Annotated in this window: 19 protein-coding genes; 9 read left to right on the top strand and 10 right to left on the bottom strand. The window is 68.4% G+C overall.

Annotation, left to right across the window (positions count from 1 at the left end):
• Window positions 1–176: 176 nt before the first annotated feature.
• Window positions 177–1049: a pirin family protein gene (locus SZ55_RS15550; RefSeq protein WP_044407988.1), complete on the top strand. Its 873-nt coding sequence runs from the start codon at window positions 177–179 to the stop codon at window positions 1047–1049.
• Between the two features lie 98 nt (window positions 1050–1147).
• On the opposite strand, the gene pobA is transcribed toward SZ55_RS15550, so the two are convergent.
• Entirely contained in the window at window positions 1148–2335 is a 1188-nt protein-coding gene (gene pobA / locus SZ55_RS15555; RefSeq protein WP_044407874.1) for a 4-hydroxybenzoate 3-monooxygenase, read from the bottom strand.
• A gap of 192 nt (window positions 2336–2527) precedes the next feature.
• Here pobA and SZ55_RS15560 point away from each other — a divergent pair, with 192 nt between their 5' ends.
• Window positions 2528–3418, top strand: a complete 891-nt coding sequence (locus SZ55_RS15560) for a helix-turn-helix domain-containing protein (protein ID WP_044407877.1) — start codon at window positions 2528–2530, stop codon at window positions 3416–3418.
• A gap of 18 nt (window positions 3419–3436) precedes the next feature.
• Here SZ55_RS15560 and SZ55_RS15565 read toward each other — a convergent pair whose 3' ends face one another.
• A complete protein-coding gene (locus SZ55_RS15565) occupies window positions 3437–3937 on the bottom strand; it encodes a lactoylglutathione lyase family protein (protein ID WP_044407880.1) in 501 nt (166 codons plus the stop codon).
• A gap of 95 nt (window positions 3938–4032) precedes the next feature.
• Here SZ55_RS15565 and SZ55_RS15570 point away from each other — a divergent pair, with 95 nt between their 5' ends.
• Both SZ55_RS15570 and SZ55_RS15575 read left to right on the top strand, forming a co-directional pair.
• Window positions 4033–4911 (top strand): LysR family transcriptional regulator, encoded by an 879-nt coding sequence (locus SZ55_RS15570; protein WP_044407883.1) that lies wholly within the window; start codon window positions 4033–4035, stop codon window positions 4909–4911.
• Window positions 4912–4977: 66 nt separating this feature from the next.
• Window positions 4978–5799 (top strand): ROK family protein, encoded by an 822-nt coding sequence (locus tag SZ55_RS15575; protein ID WP_044407886.1) that lies wholly within the window; start codon window positions 4978–4980, stop codon window positions 5797–5799.
• A 42-nt stretch (window positions 5800–5841) separates the two neighbouring features.
• On the opposite strand, the gene SZ55_RS15580 is transcribed toward SZ55_RS15575, so the two are convergent.
• Complete coding sequence (locus tag SZ55_RS15580; RefSeq protein ID WP_044407889.1) at window positions 5842–6645, bottom strand: AraC family transcriptional regulator; 804 nt, start codon at window positions 6643–6645, stop codon at window positions 5842–5844.
• A gap of 84 nt (window positions 6646–6729) precedes the next feature.
• Between SZ55_RS15580 and panB the strand changes: the two genes are divergently transcribed.
• Window positions 6730–7560, top strand: a complete 831-nt coding sequence (gene panB, locus SZ55_RS15585; RefSeq protein ID WP_044407891.1) for a 3-methyl-2-oxobutanoate hydroxymethyltransferase — start codon at window positions 6730–6732, stop codon at window positions 7558–7560.
• Between the two features lie 34 nt (window positions 7561–7594).
• Here panB and SZ55_RS15590 read toward each other — a convergent pair whose 3' ends face one another.
• The 3 genes from SZ55_RS15590 to SZ55_RS15600 all read right to left on the bottom strand — a co-directional run bounded on the left by SZ55_RS15590 (window position 7595) and on the right by SZ55_RS15600 (window position 13168).
• Entirely contained in the window at window positions 7595–8602 is a 1008-nt protein-coding gene (locus SZ55_RS15590; protein ID WP_044407892.1) for a response regulator, read from the bottom strand.
• Window positions 8599–12297, bottom strand: a complete 3699-nt coding sequence (locus SZ55_RS15595; RefSeq protein WP_044407895.1) for a PAS domain S-box protein — start codon at window positions 12295–12297, stop codon at window positions 8599–8601. Before SZ55_RS15595 ends, SZ55_RS15590 begins: the two co-directional genes overlap by 4 nt.
• Before the next feature lie 145 nt (window positions 12298–12442).
• Window positions 12443–13168 (bottom strand): dienelactone hydrolase family protein, encoded by a 726-nt coding sequence (locus SZ55_RS15600; protein WP_044407898.1) that lies wholly within the window; start codon window positions 13166–13168, stop codon window positions 12443–12445.
• Window positions 13169–13428: 260 nt separating this feature from the next.
• Here SZ55_RS15600 and SZ55_RS27135 point away from each other — a divergent pair, with 260 nt between their 5' ends.
• Both SZ55_RS27135 and SZ55_RS15610 read left to right on the top strand, forming a co-directional pair.
• Entirely contained in the window at window positions 13429–14031 is a 603-nt protein-coding gene (locus SZ55_RS27135; RefSeq protein ID WP_052807616.1) for a hypothetical protein, read from the top strand.
• Window positions 14028–14615, top strand: coding sequence for a hypothetical protein (locus SZ55_RS15610; RefSeq protein WP_044407901.1), 588 nt, complete (start codon window positions 14028–14030; stop codon window positions 14613–14615). Before SZ55_RS27135 ends, SZ55_RS15610 begins: the two co-directional genes overlap by 4 nt.
• Before the next feature lie 68 nt (window positions 14616–14683).
• Here SZ55_RS15610 and htpG read toward each other — a convergent pair whose 3' ends face one another.
• The 4 genes from htpG to SZ55_RS15630 all read right to left on the bottom strand — a co-directional run bounded on the left by htpG (window position 14684) and on the right by SZ55_RS15630 (window position 18940).
• On the bottom strand, window positions 14684–16588 hold the full coding sequence (htpG, locus tag SZ55_RS15615; RefSeq protein WP_044407993.1) for a molecular chaperone HtpG: 1905 nt from the start codon (window positions 16586–16588) through the stop codon (window positions 14684–14686).
• Window positions 16589–16745: 157 nt separating this feature from the next.
• Window positions 16746–17987, bottom strand: a complete 1242-nt coding sequence (locus SZ55_RS15620) for a hypothetical protein (RefSeq protein WP_044407904.1) — start codon at window positions 17985–17987, stop codon at window positions 16746–16748.
• Between the two features lie 48 nt (window positions 17988–18035).
• Window positions 18036–18479: a PaaI family thioesterase gene (locus SZ55_RS15625; RefSeq protein ID WP_044407907.1), complete on the bottom strand. Its 444-nt coding sequence runs from the start codon at window positions 18477–18479 to the stop codon at window positions 18036–18038.
• Window positions 18476–18940 (bottom strand): PaaI family thioesterase, encoded by a 465-nt coding sequence (locus SZ55_RS15630; protein ID WP_044407910.1) that lies wholly within the window; start codon window positions 18938–18940, stop codon window positions 18476–18478. The genes SZ55_RS15625 and SZ55_RS15630 overlap by 4 nt, the downstream gene beginning before the upstream one ends.
• Before the next feature lie 139 nt (window positions 18941–19079).
• Between SZ55_RS15630 and SZ55_RS15635 the strand changes: the two genes are divergently transcribed.
• Window positions 19080–19304, top strand: a complete 225-nt coding sequence (locus tag SZ55_RS15635; protein ID WP_044407913.1) for a hypothetical protein — start codon at window positions 19080–19082, stop codon at window positions 19302–19304.
• A 67-nt stretch (window positions 19305–19371) separates the two neighbouring features.
• Window positions 19372–19590: a hypothetical protein gene (locus SZ55_RS28095; protein WP_044407916.1), complete on the top strand. Its 219-nt coding sequence runs from the start codon at window positions 19372–19374 to the stop codon at window positions 19588–19590.
• The last annotated feature ends 26 nt before the right edge of the window (window positions 19591–19616 follow it).

The following is a 19616-nucleotide window of genomic DNA, read 5'->3' on the forward strand; positions in this document are numbered from 1 at the left end:
GGGCCCCCGCGCTGGTCGGGGCCGGGGTTGTCCTTGGCCTGCAGCGTGCCCTCGAACGGGTGGGTGGGGGGGGGGAGGCCGATGTGCGGATGCTGGCGCACGTTCATGCCCGGCCGGGGGGCGAGGGCGGGGGCGGGCATGTGGTCGAAGAACAGGAGGGGGCCGCCGCGGCGGCACTGGGCGGGGGGGGTCGGCGGGGGGAGGGGCAGCCCCGCCACGTCTTCGGGGCGGGGCTGCCCATCCTCCGGCCGATCCCCTCGGCCCAGTGCCGCAGCGTCGGCCCCTTCGTGTTCTTCGACCACATGCTCGCCACCGCCTTCGCCCCCGGGCAGGGCATGAACGTGCGCCAGCATCCGCACATCGGCCTCTCCACCCTCACCTACCTGTTCGAGGGCACGCTGCAGCACAAGGACAGCCTCGGCTCCGACCAGCGCGTGGGCCCCGGTGACGTCAGCTGGATGACCGCCGGCGCCGGCGTCGCCCATGTCGAGCGCACCCCGGCCGAGCTGCTCGCCAGCGGCTCGCGCCTGCACGGCCTGCAGGTGTGGCTCGCCCTGCCCCGTGAGCAGGAGCAAGGCGCCCCCCGCTACAGCCACCACCCCGCCGCCAGCCTGCCGCAGCAGGACAGCCTGGGGGTGAGCATCCGCCTCATCGCCGGCCACGGCTTCTGCCTGGAATCCCCCGTGCCGGTCACCAGCCCCACCCTCTACGCCGAACTGCGCCTGCAGACCGGCGCCACCCTGCTGCTGCCCGACGAGCACCCGCAGCGCGCCCTCTACCTGCTGGACGGCGAAGCCCTGCTCGATGACCAGCCCCTGGAGCGCCACAGCCTCACCGTGCTCCCCGAGGGCGAGACCTTCAGCCTCAGCGCCTGCAGCGAAGCGCACCTGGTGATGATCGGCGGCGCCCCCCTGGACGGCCCGAGGCGGATGAACTGGAACTTCGTCGCCAGCGACCCGGCCCTGATCGACGCGGCCCGCCAGCGCTGGGCAGCAGCCGACTGGCCGGTGGTGCCCAGGGAACAGGAGCGGATCGATCTGCCGCGTTAGGCCGACGAGCGCCGCAGCAACAGCAACAGCGCTCGACTCATGAAAAAGCCCCCGGCAACCTGGGTCACCGGGGGCCTTTCAGCGCTGCCGGGCAGGCCTTACTCCACCCGCTCGTAAGGCAGGCCCACATAGTTCTCGGCGATGTTCACCAGCCCCGCCCGGGAGCTGAGGAAGTACTCGCGGTCGGCCTGCTGCATCTTCTGGTCCCAGGCGTCCTGGTGGCCGTTGAAGTCGTGCAGCAGGTTGGTCATGAACCAGCTGAAGCGCTCGCCCTTCCAGACCCGGCGCAGGGCCAGTTCGGAGTACTTCTCCAGCAGGTCGGTGCGCCCCTCGCGGTAGACCTTGACCAGGATGCGGTAGAGGTAGCAGACGTCGGACGCCGCCAGGTTCAGGCCCTTGGCGCCGGTGGGCGGGACGATGTGGGCGGCATCCCCCACCAGGAACAGGTGGCCGTACTGCATGGGCTCCACCACGAAACTGCGCAGCGGGGCGATGCTCTTCTCCAGGGACGGCCCGGTCACCAGGCGCCCGGCCACCTCCTCCGGCAGGCGCGCCTTCAGCTCGGTCCAGAAGCGCTCGTCGGACCAGTCCTCCACCTTGTCCGTCAGCGGCACCTGCAGGTAGTAGCGGCTGCGGGTCAGGGAACGCTGGCTGCACAGGGAGAAGCCGCGCGGGTGCTGGGCGTAGATGAGTTCCTCGTGAACCGGCGGGGTGTCGGACAGCAGGCCCAGCCAGCCGAAGGGGTACACGCGCTCGTACTCGGTGAGCACCCCGGTCGGGATGCTCTGGCGCGACACGCCGTGGAAGCCATCGCAACCGGCGATGTAGTCGCAGTCGACCCGGACCTGCTCGCCAGCGTGCTCGAAGGTGACGTAGGGGCGCTCGCCCTTCAGCTCGTGCAGCGCCACGTTGCTGGCACCGTAGACGGTCGGGGCACCGCTGGCGGCGCGGGCCTCCATCAGGTCGCGGGTGACCTCGGTCTGGCCGTAGACCATCACGCTCTTGCCGCCGGTGAGTTCGCTCAGGTGGATGGGCACCCGCTTGCCGTCGAACACCAGCTCGACGCCCTCGTGCACCAGCCCCTCGGCGTCCATCCGGGCACTCACGCCGGCCTCGCGGAGCATGTCCACCGTGCCCTGCTCCAGCACGCCGGCACGGATGCGGCCGAGAACGTAGTCGGGGGTCTGGCGCTCGATGATGAGGGTGTCGATACCGGCCTTGTGCAGCAACTGGCCGAGCAGCAGGCCCGAAGGACCGGCACCGATGATGGCAACCTGGGTTTTCATTGTTCTTGTCTCTCAGTGAGGCGTTGCGGCCCGATGGCTGGCAGCGACCGCAAACGAGTGGCTTGGATGCCCCTGCATTTTTGCTGACAAGAATGGGAAAAGAAGGGTGTTTTCCGCACCAGGAATTGCACTTTTGAAAACAGCGTCCGATTATCGGGCAGCCATCCACCGCTGATCCGTACCAGGCCCTCCATGACCGACCGCATCCCCGGCGTGCCCGTGTTCAAGCTCTACGGCGAGAACCAGGCCTGGCCGACCCCCGACCTGCTGCATTGCGAGTCCATCCCCAAGCGCAGCAGCCTGCACCACTGGGAGATCAAGCCGCACCGCCATGCCGACCTGTTCCAGCTGCTCTACGTGCAGCGCGGCCAGGCGGTGGTGGAGGTGGAAGGCCGGCGCAGCCCGGTCGACGAACCCTCCATCCAGGTGACGCCGCCGCTGTGCGTCCACGGTTTCCAGTTCTCCGAGAACATCGAAGGCTACGTGCTCAGCCTCGGCGCGCCGCTGGTGGAACGCCTGGAGCAGCAACTGGGCGCGCCGCTGGCGGTGCTGGCCTCCTCGGGCTGCTACCCGGTGGGCCGCGACCGCCGCTACATCAGCACGCTGTTCGCCGCCCTGCTGCAGGAGTACGAAGGCAGCGCCGCCTCCCGCGACCTGGTGCTGGCGTCCCTGGTCAACGTGCTGGTGGTGTGGATCACCCGCCAGCGCCAGCAGAACACCCCGCCCAGTGGCCGCGACGAGCGCAACCGGCAGCTGCTGGGCCGCTACATCAAGCTGGTGGAGCAGCACTACCGCGAACACCTCACGGTGGAGACCCTCGCCCACCGGCTGGACCTCTCCAGCGTCCACCTCAATACCCTGTGCCGCCGGCTGGCGGGCCAGAGCGCGCTGCAGATCATCCACCAGCGCCTGTTGCTGGAGGCCCGGCGCAGCCTCATCTACACCAACATGACCATCGCCCAGGTTTCCGACAGCCTGGGCTTCAGCGATCCCACCTACTTCTCGCGCTTCTTCCGCCGCCTCAGCGGCCAATCACCCAACGCCTTCCGCCAGGCCAACGACCGCCCCGCCGAGCACGGCTAGGGCGGCCGGCGCAGCCGGTCACTGGTAGGCGCCAGCGGCGTAGGTCAGCTCATAGCTGTGGCTGTAGATCTCCAGGATGTTGCCGAAGGGGTCTTCCATGTAGACCATCCGGTACGGCTTCTCGCCGGGGAAGTACTCACGGATCGGCATGCGCTGCTTGCCGCCGGCGGCGACGATCCGGGCCGCCAGGCCCTCCACGTCCGGGTCCTGCACGCAGAAGTGGAACACCCCGCCCTTCCAGTACTGGAACTCGCCGGACGGACGCTCGGCATTGGGGAACTGGAAGATCTCCACGCCGATGCGATCACCGGTGGACAGGTGGGCGATGCGGAACGAGCCCCACCCCGCACCGAACACGTCGGTGCACATCACGCCGATGGCCGAGTCGTCCTCGGTGATGGTGGTGGGCGGCATGATCAGGTACCAGCCGAGCACCTCGGTGTAGAAGGTCACCGCCGCATCGAGGTCGGTCACCGAAAGGCCGATGTGGGAAAAGCTGCGGGGATAGGTCGCGGTCATGGCGAAAGCTCCTGTCGTTGATGATGGGAGCAGCCTAAGGAGGCATCGCTATAATTAGAACCACGCCACGATTATTGAATTGATAAGTTATCGTTATGCTCAATCCCCAATGGCTGTTGACCTTCGAACACCTGGCCGCGCTGGGCAACTTCACCCGCACGGCTGAACGCCTCGACCTCACCCAGGCTGCTGTCAGCCAGCACATCCGCCACCTGGAAGAACGCCTCGGCCCGCTGCTGATCCGCCGGCCCCGGCAGATCGAACTGACACCCGCCGGCAACGCCCTGCTGGACTACTGCAGCGAACTGCAGCGCGCCGACCAGCGCCTGCGGCAGCGGCTGGACGAGACCCGGGCCGACGAGGGCGACATCAGCCTCATCAGCCCCGGCAGCATCGGCCTGGTGCTCTATCCCCTGCTGCTGGACCTGCAGCAGGCCCATCCGGGCCTGGTGGTGCGCCACCGTTTCGCACCGGACAGCGAAGTGCTCGCCGCCGTGCTGGACAACCGCTTCGAACTGGGGCTGGTCAGCCTCAGGCCGGACGACGCCCGCCTGGAGGCCCGGCTGTTCGCCGAAGAGCCCCTGGAGCTGGTCCTGCCGGCCGGCGAACAGGCCCGCGACTGGAGCGACCTGCAGCGCCTGGGCATGATCGACCACCCCGACGGCCAGGCCATGGCCGCCCGCCTGCTGAGCCGCTGCTTCCCCGGCCATCCGGGCCTGCACAGCCTGCCGCTGCGCGGCTTCAGCAACCAGGTCGGCCTGATCCTCGAACCCGTCGCCCGTGGCCTCGGCTTCGCCGTGCTGCCGCGCTACGCCCGCCAGGCCTTCGCCAACCAGGCCGCAATCCAGGTCGCCACGCTGGAGGCGCAGGTGGTGGACAGGCTCTGGCTGATCCACCGCGCCGAGTGGCCCCTGTCCAGCCGGGCCGAACGGGCCATCGAGCACCTCCAGCGAGGCCTGGCCGCGCTCCCCTGACGGCCTGCATCGTTTCCCCTCGCCTGTGGTCTCATAAGACCCCTCCCCCTGACCAGGAGCCTCACCATGGCCGTACTCGGCGTCGATGTCGGCGGAACCAAGCTGCTCATGCTGGCCGGCGAGCCCGGCAACCCCCGGAGCCGCAAGGTGGCCACCGGCCCGGACTTCACCCCGGCACAACTGAAACAGGCCCTCGCGGCGTTCATCCAGGACCTGGGCGAGCCGGTGGAGCGCATCGGCATCGCCCTGCCGGGGCTGGTGATCGGCGACCACGAACTGCGGCTGTCGGACGTGCTGCCCGCCCTGCAGGGCCTGAAGGCCGACGACCTCGCCTCCCTCGCCGGCCGGGTGCGACTGATCAATGACGTCAGGGCCGCCCTGCACCACGAAACCGCCGCCGAACCGAATGTCGACACCGCCGTCGTCATGATCGGCACCGGCATTGGCGCGGCCATCCAGCAAGGCGGCCGGGTGCTGGAGGGCAGCCGTGGCTGGGCGGGCGAACTGGGCAGCATCCCCCTCGCCACCGACGACGGCCCGCGCACGCTGGATCAGTTGGCCAGCGGCGCCAGCCTCCTGGCCCGAGCCGGGGTGGATGCCGCCACACTCAACGCCCGGCTGGCCGCCGGCGATCCGGTCACCCAGGCCCTCGTCCACCAGGCCGGCCACTGCCTCGGCCTGGGCATCGCCACCCTGGTCAACCTGCTCAACCCCCAGCGCATCGTCCTGGGCGGCGGCACCCTGCACTACCCCGGCTACCTCCAGGCCGCCCTCGACGCCGCACAACGGCACAGCCTGGAAGACCTCTGGAACGCCTGCAGCATCACTCGCTCGGGCAACCCCGAGCAGATGGCCGCCCTGGGCGCCCAGCGCTTCGCCGCCCGTTGAGGGCATGACGCCGCACCAAGCGAACCTCCGGCCTCTCGGTACTCAGGCGGCCCCGCCCAGGCGCTTGGCCCAAGCACCCGGGGTGCAGCCGTAGTGGCGCTGGAACAGGGCGATGAAGGCAGAGGTGGAGTCGTAGCCGAGCTCGCCCGCCAGCGCGGTGACGCTGACGCCTTCGGCCAGGCGTGGCAGCGCGGCGAGCAGGCGCAGGCGTTGCCGCCATTCGCTGAAGGAGAGTCGCGTCTGGGCCTGGAACAGCCGTGCGAGGGTGCGGCGGGTGGCGCCCACCTCCTGGGCCCAGGCCTCGATGCCACGCCCGTCGCCGGGGTCGGCGCGCAGGCTGTCGGTGATGCGCCTGAGGCGCGGGTCGGTGGGCAGCGGCAGCTTGAAGGGCGCCTCGGGCAAGGCGCGGATCTCGTCCACCAGCACCCGCAGCAGGCGCGCTTCGACGCCGTCCTCGGGGTAGTCCGGGGTGAAGTTGGCGGCGCGCTCCATCAGCTCCCGCAGCAACGGGGTGACCTGCAGCACGGCACAGGGCCGCTGGAAGCCATCGAGGATGCTGGCGTCCAAGTAGAGGCTGCGGAATTCCAGAGTGCCTTCGCTGGAGGCGGTGTGGGCCAGGCCCGGCGGGACCCACAGGGCGCACTGTGGCGGCACCAGGTAGCTGTGGTCTTCGGTCAGCACCTGCATGAGCCCGGAGCGGGCGTAGGTGAACTGCACCCAGGGGTGGCTGTGCAGGGCGATGGGGTGGCCTCCCGGAATGTCGAACATGCGCGGGTACACCGGGCGCGGCAGGCGCGCGCAGGTGGGGATCGGCGGGATCACGGCATCTTGTCCCCGGTGCGGCATGGGCTGTCTCTTCTGCTCAAGTGGGAAGCGAAAGGCCGATGGTAGCCTGCCTCGCGTTTCCATTGCCCTCCCCCGGAGTCCGTCATGAGCAGCCACACCCGCGTTTCCCGCATCAGCGTCCCCGAACTCGCCCGGCGCAAGGGCCCCGGCAGCATCGTGTCGCTGACCGCCTACAGCACGCCGATGGCGCGCTGGGTGGACGCCCAGGCGGACCTGATCATCGTCGGCGACTCGCTGGGCATGGTGCTATACGGCCTGCCCAGCACGCTGGGGGTGAGCCTGGAGATGATGATCGCCCACGGCCAGGCGGTGATGCGCGGTTCGGAACGGGCCTGTGTGGCAGTCGACCTGCCCTTCGGCAGCTACCAGGCCAGCCCGGAGCAGGCCTTCCACGCCGCGGCGCGGGTGCTGCGGGAAACCGGGGCGGCCGCGGTGAAGCTGGAAGCCGGCGAGGCGCTGGCCGAAACGGTGGCCTTCCTGGTGGCGCGCGGCGTACCGGTGCTGGCCCACGTGGGGCTGATGCCGCAGCAGGTGAACGTGCTGGGCGGCTTCAAGGCCCAGGGGCTGGAGGCCGCCGGCGCCGAGCGGGTACGCCGCGATGCCCTGGCGATGCAGGCAGCCGGTGCCTTCGCGGTGGTGCTGGAGGGCATCGCCGAGCCGCTGGCCCGGCACCTGAGTGAGGAACTGGCGATCCCCACCATCGGCATCGGCGCGTCACCGGCCTGCGACGGCCAGGTGCTGGTGACCGAGGATGCGCTGGGCCTGTTCAGCGACTACCAGCCGCGCTTCATCAAGCGCTATGCGGCGCTGGCGCCGAGCATCGAGCAGGCCCTGGCGGCCTATGCCGAGGACGTGCGCCAGGGGCGCTTCCCCGAGCTGGGGCATTGTTTTGGCGTGAAGACGGCGGTGGGCTGAAGCGGAGCGCCGCCCGGCCCACCCTGGGGCGCGGCTACGCCGTGCGCCCTTCGGCCCAGCGCGCCTTGACCTCCAGCACGGCGGGCAGTTGCTGGATGAACAGCTCCACCAGGTTCGGGTCGAAGTGCTGGCCGCTCTGCTCGCGGAGGAAGGCCACCGCCTCCTCCACCGGCCAGGCCTGCTTGTAGGGACGCTCGCTGGTGAGGGCGTCGAACACGTCGGCAATGGCGACGATGCGGCCCTCGATGGGGATGTCTTCACCCGCCAGGCCGTTGGGGTAGCCACTGCCGTCCCACTTCTCGTGGTGGGTCAGGGCGATGCGCTGGGCCATGCGCAGCAACCCGGAGGGGTGCTCGCCGATGATGTTGGCGCCGATGCTGACGTGCTGGCGCATCACCGCCCACTCGTCCGCATCCAGCTTGCCGGGCTTGCGCAGCACGGCATCGGGGATACCGATCTTGCCCACGTCGTGCATCGGTGCGGCGTTGAGCAGGTCGTCGCAGTCGGCCTCGCTCCAGCCCAGGGCGCGGGCGAGGATGCGCGAGTAATGGCTCATGCGGATGACGTGCAGGCCGGTCTCGTTGTCCTTGTATTCGGCGGCGAGGCCGAGCCGCTGGACGATCTCCAGGCGGGTGCGCTTGAGTTCGTCCATGCGCACCAGGGACAGGTGGGTGCGCACCCGCGCCTTGACGATGGCCGGGCTGACCGGCTTGGTGATGTAGTCGACGGCGCCGACCTCGAAGCCCTTGGCCTCATCCTCGGTATCGGCCAGGGCGGTGACGAAGATCACCGGGATCTCGCGGGTGGCCGGGTCGTTCTTGAGCTGCTGGCACACCTCATGGCCGGTCATGCCCGGCATCATCACGTCCAGCAGGACCAGGGCGGGCCGCTCGCGGCCGGCCAGTTCCAGGGCCTTGGGCCCGTCCTTGGCGAACAGCAGGCGGTAGTCGTCCTGGAGGATGTGGCGCAGCACCTGCAGGTTGGTGGGTTCGTCGTCCACCAGCAGCAGGCACTGGCGCGGGTCCGGCGAAGTCGGGCTCATGATGGGGATAGCTCTCCTGTCTCCAGCCAGGCCTGCAGCTCGGTGAGCTGCTGGAGGGCCTGGTCGAAGTCGAAATCGTCAATGGCATGTTGCAGCGCGTGCAGGCGTGCCTGGGCGGCCTGCCCCTCCAGCCCCTGGCGCAACAGGGCGAGGGCCTCGTCGTCCAGCCCGCCACGGGCCAGCTCGGCGGCCAGACGGCGACTGGCCTCCAGCAGGGCCTCCCGCGGGACCGGCGCGGACGCCACCTCGGCCTCCGCCGGGAACACCGGGACCGCGGCGCGGACCCTGGTCATGATAGCCGCCAGTTGCTGCAGCAGCGCCTCCAGGGCCTGCGGCTGGCCGCCGCTGCCGGCATGCTCCAGCTCGGCGGCGCAGGCGGCCATCTCGTCCAGCCCGAGGTTGGCGGCGGCGCCGCGCAGGCGGTGGGCGTTGGCCACCACGTCGCTGAAGTCGCCCTGCCGGACAGCCTCGCGCAGGTGGCCGAGGAGTCGCTCCTGCTCGTCGAGGAAGCGCACGATGGCAGCGGCCATCTGCACGGCGCCGCCCCACAGCTGCTGGCCCCGGACCCAGTCGAACAGCGCATCCGGGTCCGCCGGCGCCTGGGCCGCTGCCGGGTCGGTATCACGGCCCGGCTCCACGCCCAGCAGCCGGGCCATCTCGTGCAGCAGCTCGGCCATGTCCAGCGGCTTGCCGGCAAAGCCGTTCATGCCGGCGTCCAGCGCGTTCTGCCGGTCGCGGTCGAGCACGCTGGCGGTCAGGGCGATGATCGGCACCGGGCGCCGGCCTTCGGCCTGCTCGCGCTGGCGGATCGCACAGCTGGCTTCCAGGCCGTCCATGCCGGGCATCTGCACGTCCATCAGGACCAGGTCGAAGGCCTGCTCGCCAAAGGCGGCGACTGCGGCCGCGCCGTCTTCCACGCCGTGCACGCGGTGCCCCAGGCGTTCGAGGTTGAGGGTGAGCAGCTCCAGGTTCTGCGCCACGTCGTCCGCTGCCAGGATGCGCAGCGGCGGCAAGGTGGGTGCGCTCTGGCGCAGTGCATTGACGTGGGCGCGCTCACCGGCGGCCAGCGGCACCTCGACGGTGAACACGCTGCCCTCGCCTTCCCGGCTCTCGACGCGGATGCGCCCGCCCATCAGCTCCACCAGTTGACGGGAGATGGTGGTGCCCAGCCCGGTGCCGCCAAAACGCCGGCTCATGGAGGCGTCGGCCTGGGCGAAGGGGTCGAAGATCTTCTCCAGGCGATCGGCGGCGATGCCGATGCCGGTGTCGTGGATGGCCAGGCGCAGGGCGCCGGGGGCGCCGTCCACCACCAGGCGCACGCGGCCGCGCTCGGTGAACTTGACGGCGTTGCCCAGCAGGTTGGTGACCACCTGCTGCAGGCGCAACGGGTCGCCGCGGAAGTAGTCGCCCAGGTGCTCGGCGTAGTCCAGCTCCAGGCTCAGCCCCTTGCGCTCGGCGCCCAGGCGCTGGGAGTCGCAGACCTGTTCGCAGAGTTCGCGCAGGGAGAAGTCGATGTCCTCCAGCTCGATGGCGCCCCGGTCGAGCTTGGCGGTGTCGAGGATGTCGTTGAGCAAGCCCAGCAGGGAGCGCGAGGAATGCTGCACGGTGCGCAGGTGGCGGCGCTGGGTTTCGCCCAGGGGCGTGTCCAGCAGCAGTTCGGTGAAGCCGATGATGGCGTTCATCGGCGTGCGGATCTCGTGGCTCATGTTGGCCAGGAAGCTGCTGCGGGCAGCGGCGGCCTGCTCGGCGCGGTCGCGGGCGTTGCGCAGGTCCTGCTCCATCATTCGCCGTGGGGTCAGGTCGGTGGCCAGCTTGAGGATCTTGAAGGGGCGGCCGTCGGCATCGAGGATCGGGTTGTAGGTGGCCTGGATCCACACGTCGCGCCCGTCCTTGCCGAGCCGGCGGTACTCCCCGGAGCGGAAATGGCCCTCGCGCAGGTCTTCCCAGAACAGGCGGTAGCGCTCGCTGGCCACCAGGTCGGCGTCGCAGAAGATGCGGTGGTGCTGGCCGATCAGCTCCTCGCGGGTGTAGCCGAACAGGTCGAGGAAGTTCTCGTTCACCTCCAGCACGTGGCCGGTGAGGTCGAACTCGATCAGCGCCATGGCCTTGCTGATGGCGGTCACCTTGCCCTCGTATTCGGCGTTGCGCAGCTTGGTCTCGGTCTGGTCCAGCATCACGCCGTCCACCCAGCGCGGCACGCCCTGGGCATCGACGTCGACGCTGCCGCTCTCCCACACCCAGTGCTCGTGGCCGTCGCGGTCGAACAGGCGGTACTCCACCACGTAGCTGCGCCCCAGGCGGGCGGCGTCGTTGACCTCGTCCAGCACCCGCTCGCGGTCATCCGGGTGGCACAGCTCGATCAGCGAGCGCTCGCCACTCATGAAGGACTCCGCCGGCCAGCCGGTGACGCGGCGCACCGCGTCGCTGACGAAGCGGGTGCTGCAGCGCTCGTCCATCAGGCAGCGGAAGGACACGCCGGGGATGTTGCGGATCAGCGAACGGTACTGCTGCTCGCTGTCACGCAGGGCCTGCTCCATGGCCTTGCGCTCGCTGATGTCGGCGACGAAGACCACGAACCAGGGGTTGCCGTCGCGCTGGGTCACGCCCAGGCTGACCCGCACGGGAATCTCCCGCCCATCGCGGCCGATGCCCGACACCTCCAGCTCGCTGCCGGAAAGACGGGACATCCCGGTCAGCCGGTACTGCTCCAGCGCCTCGGTGAACTGCCGGGAATGCCGCTCGGGCATCAGCAGGCTCATGTGGCGGCCGATCAGCTCCTCGGGTTGCCAGCCATACAGGCCGGAGACGGCATTGTTGACGGAGCGGATGACGCCCTGGTGGTCGATGGTGAAGATCACCTCGAAGGCGGCATCCAGCAGCGAGTTGAGGTGGTCGCGGCCGGCCTCCAGTTCGCGGAACAGCTCGCGGTAGCGCAACAGGCCGTTGACCGCCGCCACCAGCAGGCTCAGGGCCACGGTGGCCATGGCCACCGCCATCGCCAGGTAGGCCGCGCCCACCACCGGCTGCGGCATGCTGAATTCCTCGATGCCGGTGAAACGCGCCGCCGCCATGCCGGTGTAGTGCATGCCGCTGATGGCCAGCCCCATCACCGTGCCGCTGAGCAGGATGGCGCGCACCCCGCTGACGCGTCCCCGCAGGCCGAAACGCACCCACAGGGCGATGATCGCCAGCACCACGGCGACCAGGATCGACAGCCCGAACATCAGCGGGTCGTAGCGCAGCAGCGGCGCCAGTTGCATGGCCGCCATGCCGCTGTAGTGCATGGCGCCGATCCCCGCCCCCACCAGCACGCCACCCATGACGAACTGCACCGGCGACACCCGGCGGCGCGACAGCAGGTTGAGCGCGATCCAGGAGGCGAACAGGCTGGGCAGCATGGAGAGCACGGTCAGGCCGGGGTCGTAGCGCACGGCGGCGCACAGCTGGAAGGCCAGCATGCCGATGAAGTGCATGGCCCAGACGCCGCCACCCAGGGCCACGGCACCGGTGCCGATGGCCAGTTGGCGGTACAGCGGGACGCGGCTGAGACGGGCCATGCCGGCCAGTTGCAGGGCCATGGCGGAGGTGAAGATGGCGATGCAGACCGACAACAGCACCAGCCAGGGATTGTGACTGCCGAAGACCAGCAGCGTGGGCTGGTCGTTGTCGAAGAAGAACCGGGAGAACTCGAACATCGGGTGGGTCTCGAGGGCAGCGACTGGCGTGTCTGGAGTCAATGCCCTCTTGCCCATCCGGTCAAATGCCGATGAGCGGAAATCAGGGGGCGGGGCTCCGGCAAAATGCCATCATCCCGCCCCCTTGCCAAGCGCCGGCTGGCCGCTACAGGAAGACTTCGTCCAGCAACGCGTCCATGGCGGCGAAGGCCCGTCGCGCCACCTTGGGGTTGTACTGCGCGACGCCGGGGCGATTCGCCTCGGGATCGGTGAAGGAATGCACCGCTCCGCCGTAGCTGAGCAGTTGCCAGTCGACCCCGGCAGCGCTCATTTCCTCGGCGAAGGCCGGCAGTTGCGTGCGCGGTACCAGCGGGTCGGAGGCGCCGTCCAGCACCAGCACGGCGCCCTTGATGTGGCGGGCGTCGGCGGGGTCGGGGGTGTCCAGCGCGCCATGGAAGGAGACGAAGGCCTTGAGCTCGGCCCCGGCACGGCCCAGCTCCAGCGCGCAGGTGCCGCCGAAGCAGAAGCCGAAGGCCGCCAGGCGCTGGGGATCGATGGCCACCGCGTGTTGCTCCAGCAGGGCCTGCAGCGCAGCCTGCATGCGGCGGCGCAGCAAGGCGCGATCCTCCTTCAGCGGTTGCATGGCAGCAGCCGCTGCCTCGGCATCCTTCGGCCGTACCTCGGCGCCATAGAGATCCGCCACAAGCACCACACGCCGCTCCTCGGCCACCTGGCGTGCCGTTTCCACGGCGGTCTCGGTGATGCCGAACCAGTTGGGCGCCATCACCAGCCCGGGGCGCGGGTCCTGCACGCTGGGGTCATAGACCAGTTGGCCTTCGAAGGCCTGCCCGTCGAGTTCGTAACGGATGGCATGGGCGCGGATCTGGGTCATGGATCACCTCTCTCGGGACGGATGGGATTGGGCAGCCACTCGGCGGGGCCTCATCGGCCGGCAGTGGAGCTTAGCGCCACCGCGCACCGAGCGCATGCGACCGTTTGGACAGGCTCCGCCGGCCATTCGTGCAGGGTTTCGCGTTTCGCTGCACGGATTCACCGCGCCCCATTGCGAGCGAGCCATCATATCGGCATCATTCCGCCGCCGTTTTTCCGGCGCCAAGAACACTCGACCATTTCCCTCACAAGGAGCGTGACATGAAGGGGCCTTTCGCCGCTGTCCTTCTCGCCCTGTCCATGCTGACGGGGTGCGCTACCGTGCCCCAGGGCACGGATTTCCCCACTCCCGACAAGACCGCCACCACCAGCCAGCAAAGCGTCGCCCTGGCCAGCGTGGAGGTCACCGACAAGACCTTCGTCAACTGGAATGCCGGAAAGACCCAGTCCACCGGCATGACCCTCAGCCTGGGTAACTACCTCAAGGCGAGCAATCGGTTCAGCAATGTGCGCATGCCCGGCCAGGCCGTCGCGGCCGATGACCAGGTGCTCTCGTTCAGCTTCGACACCTACAACGTCCACCGTCGGCCCTATGGCGGCTACTTCCCCTTCGCCATCGTGACCCTGACCGGCTACATCTGGTTCGGCGGCACGACCCACATCGACGAGTCCAACGTCAGCGGCCGCCTCCAGGTCAGCGATGCGCAGGGCAAGCTGCTCTACAGCTACCAGACCCGCCAGCACGCCGAACACAGCGTCTCGCTCTACTCGATGGGCACCGTCAACGGCAGCCCGGAGCGCCGCAGCGCGCTCGACGACCTGCTCAACCAGTATCAATCCGACCTTGGGAAACACACGAAATGACCCGTCTCCTGCGAATCTCCGCCCTCTTCCTGGGCCTGGCCCTGCTCACCGGTTGCGCGGGCTTCCGCTCCGGCGAAACCGCTGACCTGGGCGCCTGGCCGGCGGCCAAGGAACAGAAGCCTTCGCTGCGTTATGTCGTGGAAGGCCGGATGAAGATGAACGATGCGGACAGCACAGCTGCACCGGCCGTGGTCAAGTCGTGGTCCGACATCGTTGGCAAGGCCTACCAGGAGTCGAACCTGTTCTCGTCGGTCAACGAAGGCTTTGGCGATGCCGACATCACGGCGGAGGTCAAGGTGACCAACGATGGCCACGGGAGCATGGCGCTGGCGTTCATCAGCGGCTTCACACTCGGCGTCATCCCGGCAACCGGTGAAGACCGCGTGATCACCGAAACCATCTACCGCGATCGCAACGGGCAGGTGCTGGCCACGCTGACCAAGGAGGATGGCGTCCGCACCTGGATCCAGATCCTCCTGCTTCCGGGCGCCTTCGTGGCCAACCCCTTCACCAAAATCAACCAGGTTCACTACGACAACAACAAGGCCACCATCCTGGAGGCCAGCAAGAAAGGCATCTTCTGATCGCCAATGCCCCATGAAAAAGCCCGCTGACGCGGGCTTTTTCATGGCAGCGGTTACGACCGTTCGACTCAGGCGGAGAGTTCCACCAGCAGCTTGTTCAGGCGGCGCACATAGGCGGCCGGGTCCTTCAGGCTGTCGCCGGCGGCCAGGGCGGCCTGGTCGAAGAGGATGTGGGACAGCTCGCCGAAGCGCTCTTCATCCTGCTCGTTGTCCAGCTTCTCGATCAGCGGGTGGCTGGGGTTGAACTCGAAGATGGGCTTGGAGTCCGGCACCTTCTGCCCGCTGGCTTCGAGGATCTGGCGCATCTGCAGGCCCAGGTCCTGTTCGCCGATGGCGAGGATCGCCGGGGAGTCGGTCAGGCGGTGGGAGACACGCACCTCGGCCACCTGCTCGCCCAGCGCGCCCTTCAGGCGCTCCACCAGCCCTTCCTTGGCCTTGGCGACTTCTTCCTGGGCCTTCTTGTCCTCTTCCGAGTCCAGCTTGCCGAGGTCCAGGTCGCCACGGGCGACGTCGACGAACTGCTTGCCGTCGAACTCGGTGAGGTAGCTCATCAGCCACTCGTCGATGCGGTCGGTGAGCAGCAGCACTTCGATGCCTTTCTTGCGGAAGACTTCCAGGTGCGGGCTGTTCTTCACCTGGGCGTAGGACTCGCCGGTGAGGTAGTAGACCTTGTCCTGGCCGTCCTTCAGGCGGCCCAGGTAGTCGGCCAGGCCGACGCTCTGCTCGCCGCTTTCGTCGTGGGTGGAGGCGAAGCGCAGCAGGCCGGCGATCTTCTCCTTGTTGGCGAAGTCTTCCGCCGGGCCTTCCTTGAGGACCTGGCCGAAGTTCTTCCAGAAGCCCTTGTATTGCTCGGGTTCGTTCTTGGCCAGTTTCTCCAGCATGTCCAGCACGCGCTTGGTCAGTGCCGACTTCATGGAGTCGATCACCGGGCCGTTCTGAAGGATCTCGCGGGAGACGTTCAGGGACAGGTCGTTGGAGTCCACCACGCCCTTGATGAAGCGCAGGTACAGCGGCAGGAACTGCTCGGCCTGGTCCATGATGAACACGCGCTGGACGTAGAGCTTGAGGCCCTTCGACGCTTCGCGGTGGTACAGGTCGAACGGTGCGCGGCCCGGTACGTAGAGCAGCGAGGTGTATTCCAGCTTGCCTTCGACCTTGTTGTGGCTCCAGGACAGCGGGTTCTCGAAGTCATGGGCGATGTGCTTGTAGAACTCCTGGTACTCCTCGTCCTTCACCTCGGTGCGCGGACGGGTCCACAGGGCGCTGGCACGGTTGACGGTTTCCCACTCCGGCTCGGCCGGTTTGTCCTTCTCTTCGCCGTGGTGCTCCTTCGGCAGTTCGATGGGCAGGGCAATGTGGTCGGAGTACTTCTTGATGACGTTGCGCAGGCGCCAGCCATCGGCGAACTCTTCCTCGCCGGCTTTCAGGTGCAGGACGATGCGGGTGCCGCGCTCGGCCTTCTCGACGTTGGCGATGTCGAATTCGCCCTCGCCGCGGGAGGACCAGTGCACGCCATCGGCGGCGGAGAGGCCGGCGCGACGGGTGAACACGTCCACCTTGTCGGCGACGATGAAGGCGGAGTAGAAGCCCACGCCGAACTGGCCGATCAGGTGCGAATCCTTCTTCTGGTCGCCCGACAGGTTCTCCAGGAAGTCGGCGGTGCCGGACTTGGCGATGGTGCCGAGGTGGGCGATGACTTCATCGCGGCTCATGCCGATGCCGTTGTCTTCGAGGGTGACGGTCTTGGCGTCCTTGTCGAAGCTCACGCGGATCTTCAGCTCGGCACCGCCTTCGAGCAGCTCGGGCTTGGCCAGGGCTTCGAAACGCAGCTTGTCGGCGGCGTCGGAGGCGTTGGAAATCAGCTCGCGGAGGAAGATTTCCTTGTTCGAATAGAGGGAATGGATCATCAGGTGAAGCAGTTGCTTCACCTCGGTCTGGAAGCCCAGGGTTTCTTTTTGAGTTTCCACACTCATGGTCATCTAGCTCCAAGGACGGTTGAAGCCGCAGGGGCGGCGGATGTCAGCCGAGATGGGGCCATGCTGTGGAATTTCAAGGGCTTTTTTCACACGACGCTACGAGCGGCGTCGCCAGGATGCGCGGGAGCGCACGCCTGGCGGGGTGGAAGCGGGCTCAGGGCTCCAGCAATTCGATCCGGGCGATTTCCTCGGGACGCAGCACGAAGCTGGCGGAACCGGCGCCGGAGACGTTGCGCTGGATCACCACCTGGCCATCGGGGTTGATCCCGGTGAAGCGCCCTTCCACCTGGCTGCCTCGGGCGGTCTGCACCCGTACGGTGAGGTTCTGGTAGCGGTTGGGGTTGGTCAGCAGGCGCTCCAGGGAGAAGCGCTGGCGGCGGTCCACCGGGCGGCTGGGGCGCGCCTCTTCGGGCTCGGCCTCGGCGGTGGCGGGCTTGGCTTCCACGGCCGGCAACGGCGGGAAGGCATCGCCACGGATGCCCCAGCCACGCAGGTCGCTCTTGAAGAACTGCAGCGGCAGGCGCTGGGCCACGCCGTCGATGCGGGCCTCCACGTCCAGGTCCAGGTCGCGGGCCGGCAGGCTCACCGGCGGCAGGTGGGTGACCTGCACCTCGCGGGTGGCGAAACGACGCTGCAGGTAGTCATGGGCGACGTAGGCGAGGGTGTCCTGGGAGTCGTGGCGCAGGTCGACCTGGCCGTTGGCGTAGCGCAGGCGGTCGGTGAACAGCTCCAGGTCGCCACTCAGGGTGGTACGCAGTTGCGGCGGCAGCACCAGGTGGAAGCCGCCGGCCAGCGTGTTGGGGCCGGTGCGCTTGAGGTCCAGGTGCAGGGTGTAGCCCTTGCTCAGGCGGCGGGCCTCCGGCAGCTCCTGCTCGGGGAGCAGCCAGCTGATCTCCACTTCGGGCTTGCTGCCCGGGTCTTCCGGGAGGATGTCCAGGCGCACGTCGCCTTCGGGCTGGCTGGGCAGGCGGATGCTCACCTCGCGCCGTGCGAAGAAGTCCTGCCCTTCGCGCAGGCTCAGCACGCCGTCGATCAGCTCGGCCTGTTGGGGCAGGAAAGGCTCGCCGTTGAGCTCGCCCCGCAGGTGGATGGCCAGCTCGCCCGGGGCCTGTTTCTCCGGCTTGGCCCAGTCGAGGCTGAGCAGCGCATGCAGGCGCTCGGGGTCGCGGTAGGCCAGCATGGTCAGGCCCACCACCAGCGGGATGATGCCCAGCGCGAGGAGCATCACGGCCTTGCGCGCGGTGCGCCAGTGCGCCGCGATGTAGGCCAGGGTGATCGGCGGCAGCAGCAGGCTGCCGAAGCCCCACAGCAAGCTGGTACCGAAAGCCAGCATGACCAGCCAGACCAGGCTGAAGAGGATCGACAGCAGGCCGCCGAGGATCAGGAGCGCATCCATCCAGGATTCCTTGTTGCATGGACCGGGCGCATCGCGCCCGGCCACGGGTCAGGGTTCGTCGACCTTGAAGTGGGCTCGAGCGGTGGCGATGGGCTCGGTCTGAGTGGTTTGCCAGGCGGTGATGGCGACGTTGGCGACGCGCCGCCCCTGTCGCCAGACCTGGCAGTGGGCGTAGGTGTCACGATAGTGCCCGGCGCGCAGGTAATCTATCGAGAAGTCGATGATTTTGGGCAAATGTGGCGTGCCCATGAAGGTCAGCAGGTGAAGCATCGCGGCGTGTTCCATGAACCCCGCGATCACCCCGCCGTGGATCGCCGGCAAGGTCGGGTTGCCGATGCTGTCCTTGCTGGCGGGCAGGCGGAAGACCATGTCGTCGCCCAAGCGCAGGCATTCGATGCCCAGCAGGCGCGCATAGGGAATGGCACGCACCAGGGCGTCGTAGTCGTTCTTCTCGTGGGCTTCGCGCACCAGGGCGCTCAGGTCCAGGCTCATGCCGCACCTCCGGATTTCCCGGTCTTCCCGCCGATGGCCTTGCCCATGCGCATGAAGGCGCCGACCACGTGGGCGATGGGCTGCTCGGGGTCGTCCTGGTAGGCGTAGCCACGGGTGAAGATCACGTTCGGGGTGACGCGGTAGCACTCGGCGAACCCGTAGACGTCCTTGTTCGGCTCGGCCGGGTGCATGTAGTCGATGCGCAGGTCCAGGGTCGGGCAGATCTCGAAGGACGGCAGCACGCACACGGTGGAGATGCCGCAGGTGGTGTCCATCAGGGTGGTGATGGCGCCGCCATGGATCACGCCGGTCTCCGGGTTGCCGATGATCTGCTCGCTGTACGGCAGGCAGAGGGTCAGGCCCTGGCGGTCGGCGCTGTGCACGCGCATCCCGAGGACCTGGCAGTGACGCAGCACAGCGAGGAATCGCTGGGCGTTGTCGAAGATCGGGTTTTCGCTCATCCGGTACTTCCCATGGCGTTGGCGGTAAGGCGCGCATGATACCGCCGCCGGCCAACCGCCGGGCAGGCCCGACTGAACTTCCGGCCGACCATGGGGTTCGAAAGGGGGTCTCGACATTCATCGGACCAAGGAGACCTACATGAAAAAGCCTCTCGCCTACAGCCTGTTGCTCGCCTCTGCCCTGGGCCTGGCCGCCTGCGACAAGCCCTCGGATGAGAAAGCCGCCCAACCGGCGACCCCGCCGGCCACCACGCAACCGGAAGCGACTCCGCCGACCCAGCCGGCACCCACCCCTGCCGCACCCAGCACTGCACCGGGCGAAACCCCTTCGCCGGCCGCCCCGCAAGGCGGCACCCAGCAGTAACCTGCAGGCCGCCAGCCCTGGCTGGCGGCCTCATGCCCTACCGTCCGCCTTGTCCAGGAGGACCACCGTGCGCAAACGCCTGGCCCTGCCCCTCTGCCTCGCCCTCACGCTGGCGCTCAGTGCCTGCGAACCAACCACCGAAGATCGCCTCGCCGCTGCCGAGGAGTCCGCCTCCCAGGCGCTGGACTCGTTGCTCGCGGCCAGCCAGCCGCCCCAGGCCGAACCGGCCCGCCCGGCCACCCGGGATACCTCCGCCGGGCAGCCTTCCGCCGCCCGTGATGGGTGAGGTTGTACCCGCGGGAATGCCTTGAA

Origin of the sequence: Pseudomonas sp. FeS53a, from assembly GCF_000931385.1 — a bacterium.
Lineage (GTDB): Bacteria > Pseudomonadota > Gammaproteobacteria > Pseudomonadales > Pseudomonadaceae > Metapseudomonas > Metapseudomonas otitidis.

Bases quoted from the DNA above. Each gene is read 5' to 3' on its own strand.
- htpG (WP_044407993.1), bottom strand. From the start codon at position 16,588: ATGAGTGTGGAAACTCAAAAAGAAACCCTGGGCTTCCAGACCGAGGTG.
- pobA (WP_044407874.1), bottom strand. From the start codon at position 2,335: ATGAAAACCCAGGTTGCCATCATCGGTGCCGGTCCTTCGGGCCTGCTG.
- SZ55_RS15590 (WP_044407892.1), bottom strand. From the start codon at position 8,602: ATGAGCCCGACTTCGCCGGACCCGCGCCAGTGCCTGCTGCTGGTGGAC.
- SZ55_RS27135 (WP_052807616.1), top strand. From the start codon at position 13,429: ATGAAGGGGCCTTTCGCCGCTGTCCTTCTCGCCCTGTCCATGCTGACG.
- SZ55_RS15635 (WP_044407913.1), top strand. From the start codon at position 19,080: ATGAAAAAGCCTCTCGCCTACAGCCTGTTGCTCGCCTCTGCCCTGGGC.
- SZ55_RS15570 (WP_044407883.1), top strand. From the start codon at position 4,033: ATGCTCAATCCCCAATGGCTGTTGACCTTCGAACACCTGGCCGCGCTG.
- panB (WP_044407891.1), top strand. From the start codon at position 6,730: ATGAGCAGCCACACCCGCGTTTCCCGCATCAGCGTCCCCGAACTCGCC.
- SZ55_RS15580 (WP_044407889.1), bottom strand. From the start codon at position 6,645: ATGCCGCACCGGGGACAAGATGCCGTGATCCCGCCGATCCCCACCTGC.
- SZ55_RS15625 (WP_044407907.1), bottom strand. From the start codon at position 18,479: ATGAGCCTGGACCTGAGCGCCCTGGTGCGCGAAGCCCACGAGAAGAAC.
- SZ55_RS15610 (WP_044407901.1), top strand. From the start codon at position 14,028: ATGACCCGTCTCCTGCGAATCTCCGCCCTCTTCCTGGGCCTGGCCCTG.
- SZ55_RS15600 (WP_044407898.1), bottom strand. From the start codon at position 13,168: ATGACCCAGATCCGCGCCCATGCCATCCGTTACGAACTCGACGGGCAG.
- SZ55_RS15595 (WP_044407895.1), bottom strand. From the start codon at position 12,297: ATGTTCGAGTTCTCCCGGTTCTTCTTCGACAACGACCAGCCCACGCTG.
- SZ55_RS15620 (WP_044407904.1), bottom strand. From the start codon at position 17,987: ATGGATGCGCTCCTGATCCTCGGCGGCCTGCTGTCGATCCTCTTCAGC.
- SZ55_RS15630 (WP_044407910.1), bottom strand. From the start codon at position 18,940: ATGAGCGAAAACCCGATCTTCGACAACGCCCAGCGATTCCTCGCTGTG.
- SZ55_RS15560 (WP_044407877.1), top strand. From the start codon at position 2,528: ATGACCGACCGCATCCCCGGCGTGCCCGTGTTCAAGCTCTACGGCGAG.
- SZ55_RS15575 (WP_044407886.1), top strand. From the start codon at position 4,978: ATGGCCGTACTCGGCGTCGATGTCGGCGGAACCAAGCTGCTCATGCTG.
- SZ55_RS15565 (WP_044407880.1), bottom strand. From the start codon at position 3,937: ATGACCGCGACCTATCCCCGCAGCTTTTCCCACATCGGCCTTTCGGTG.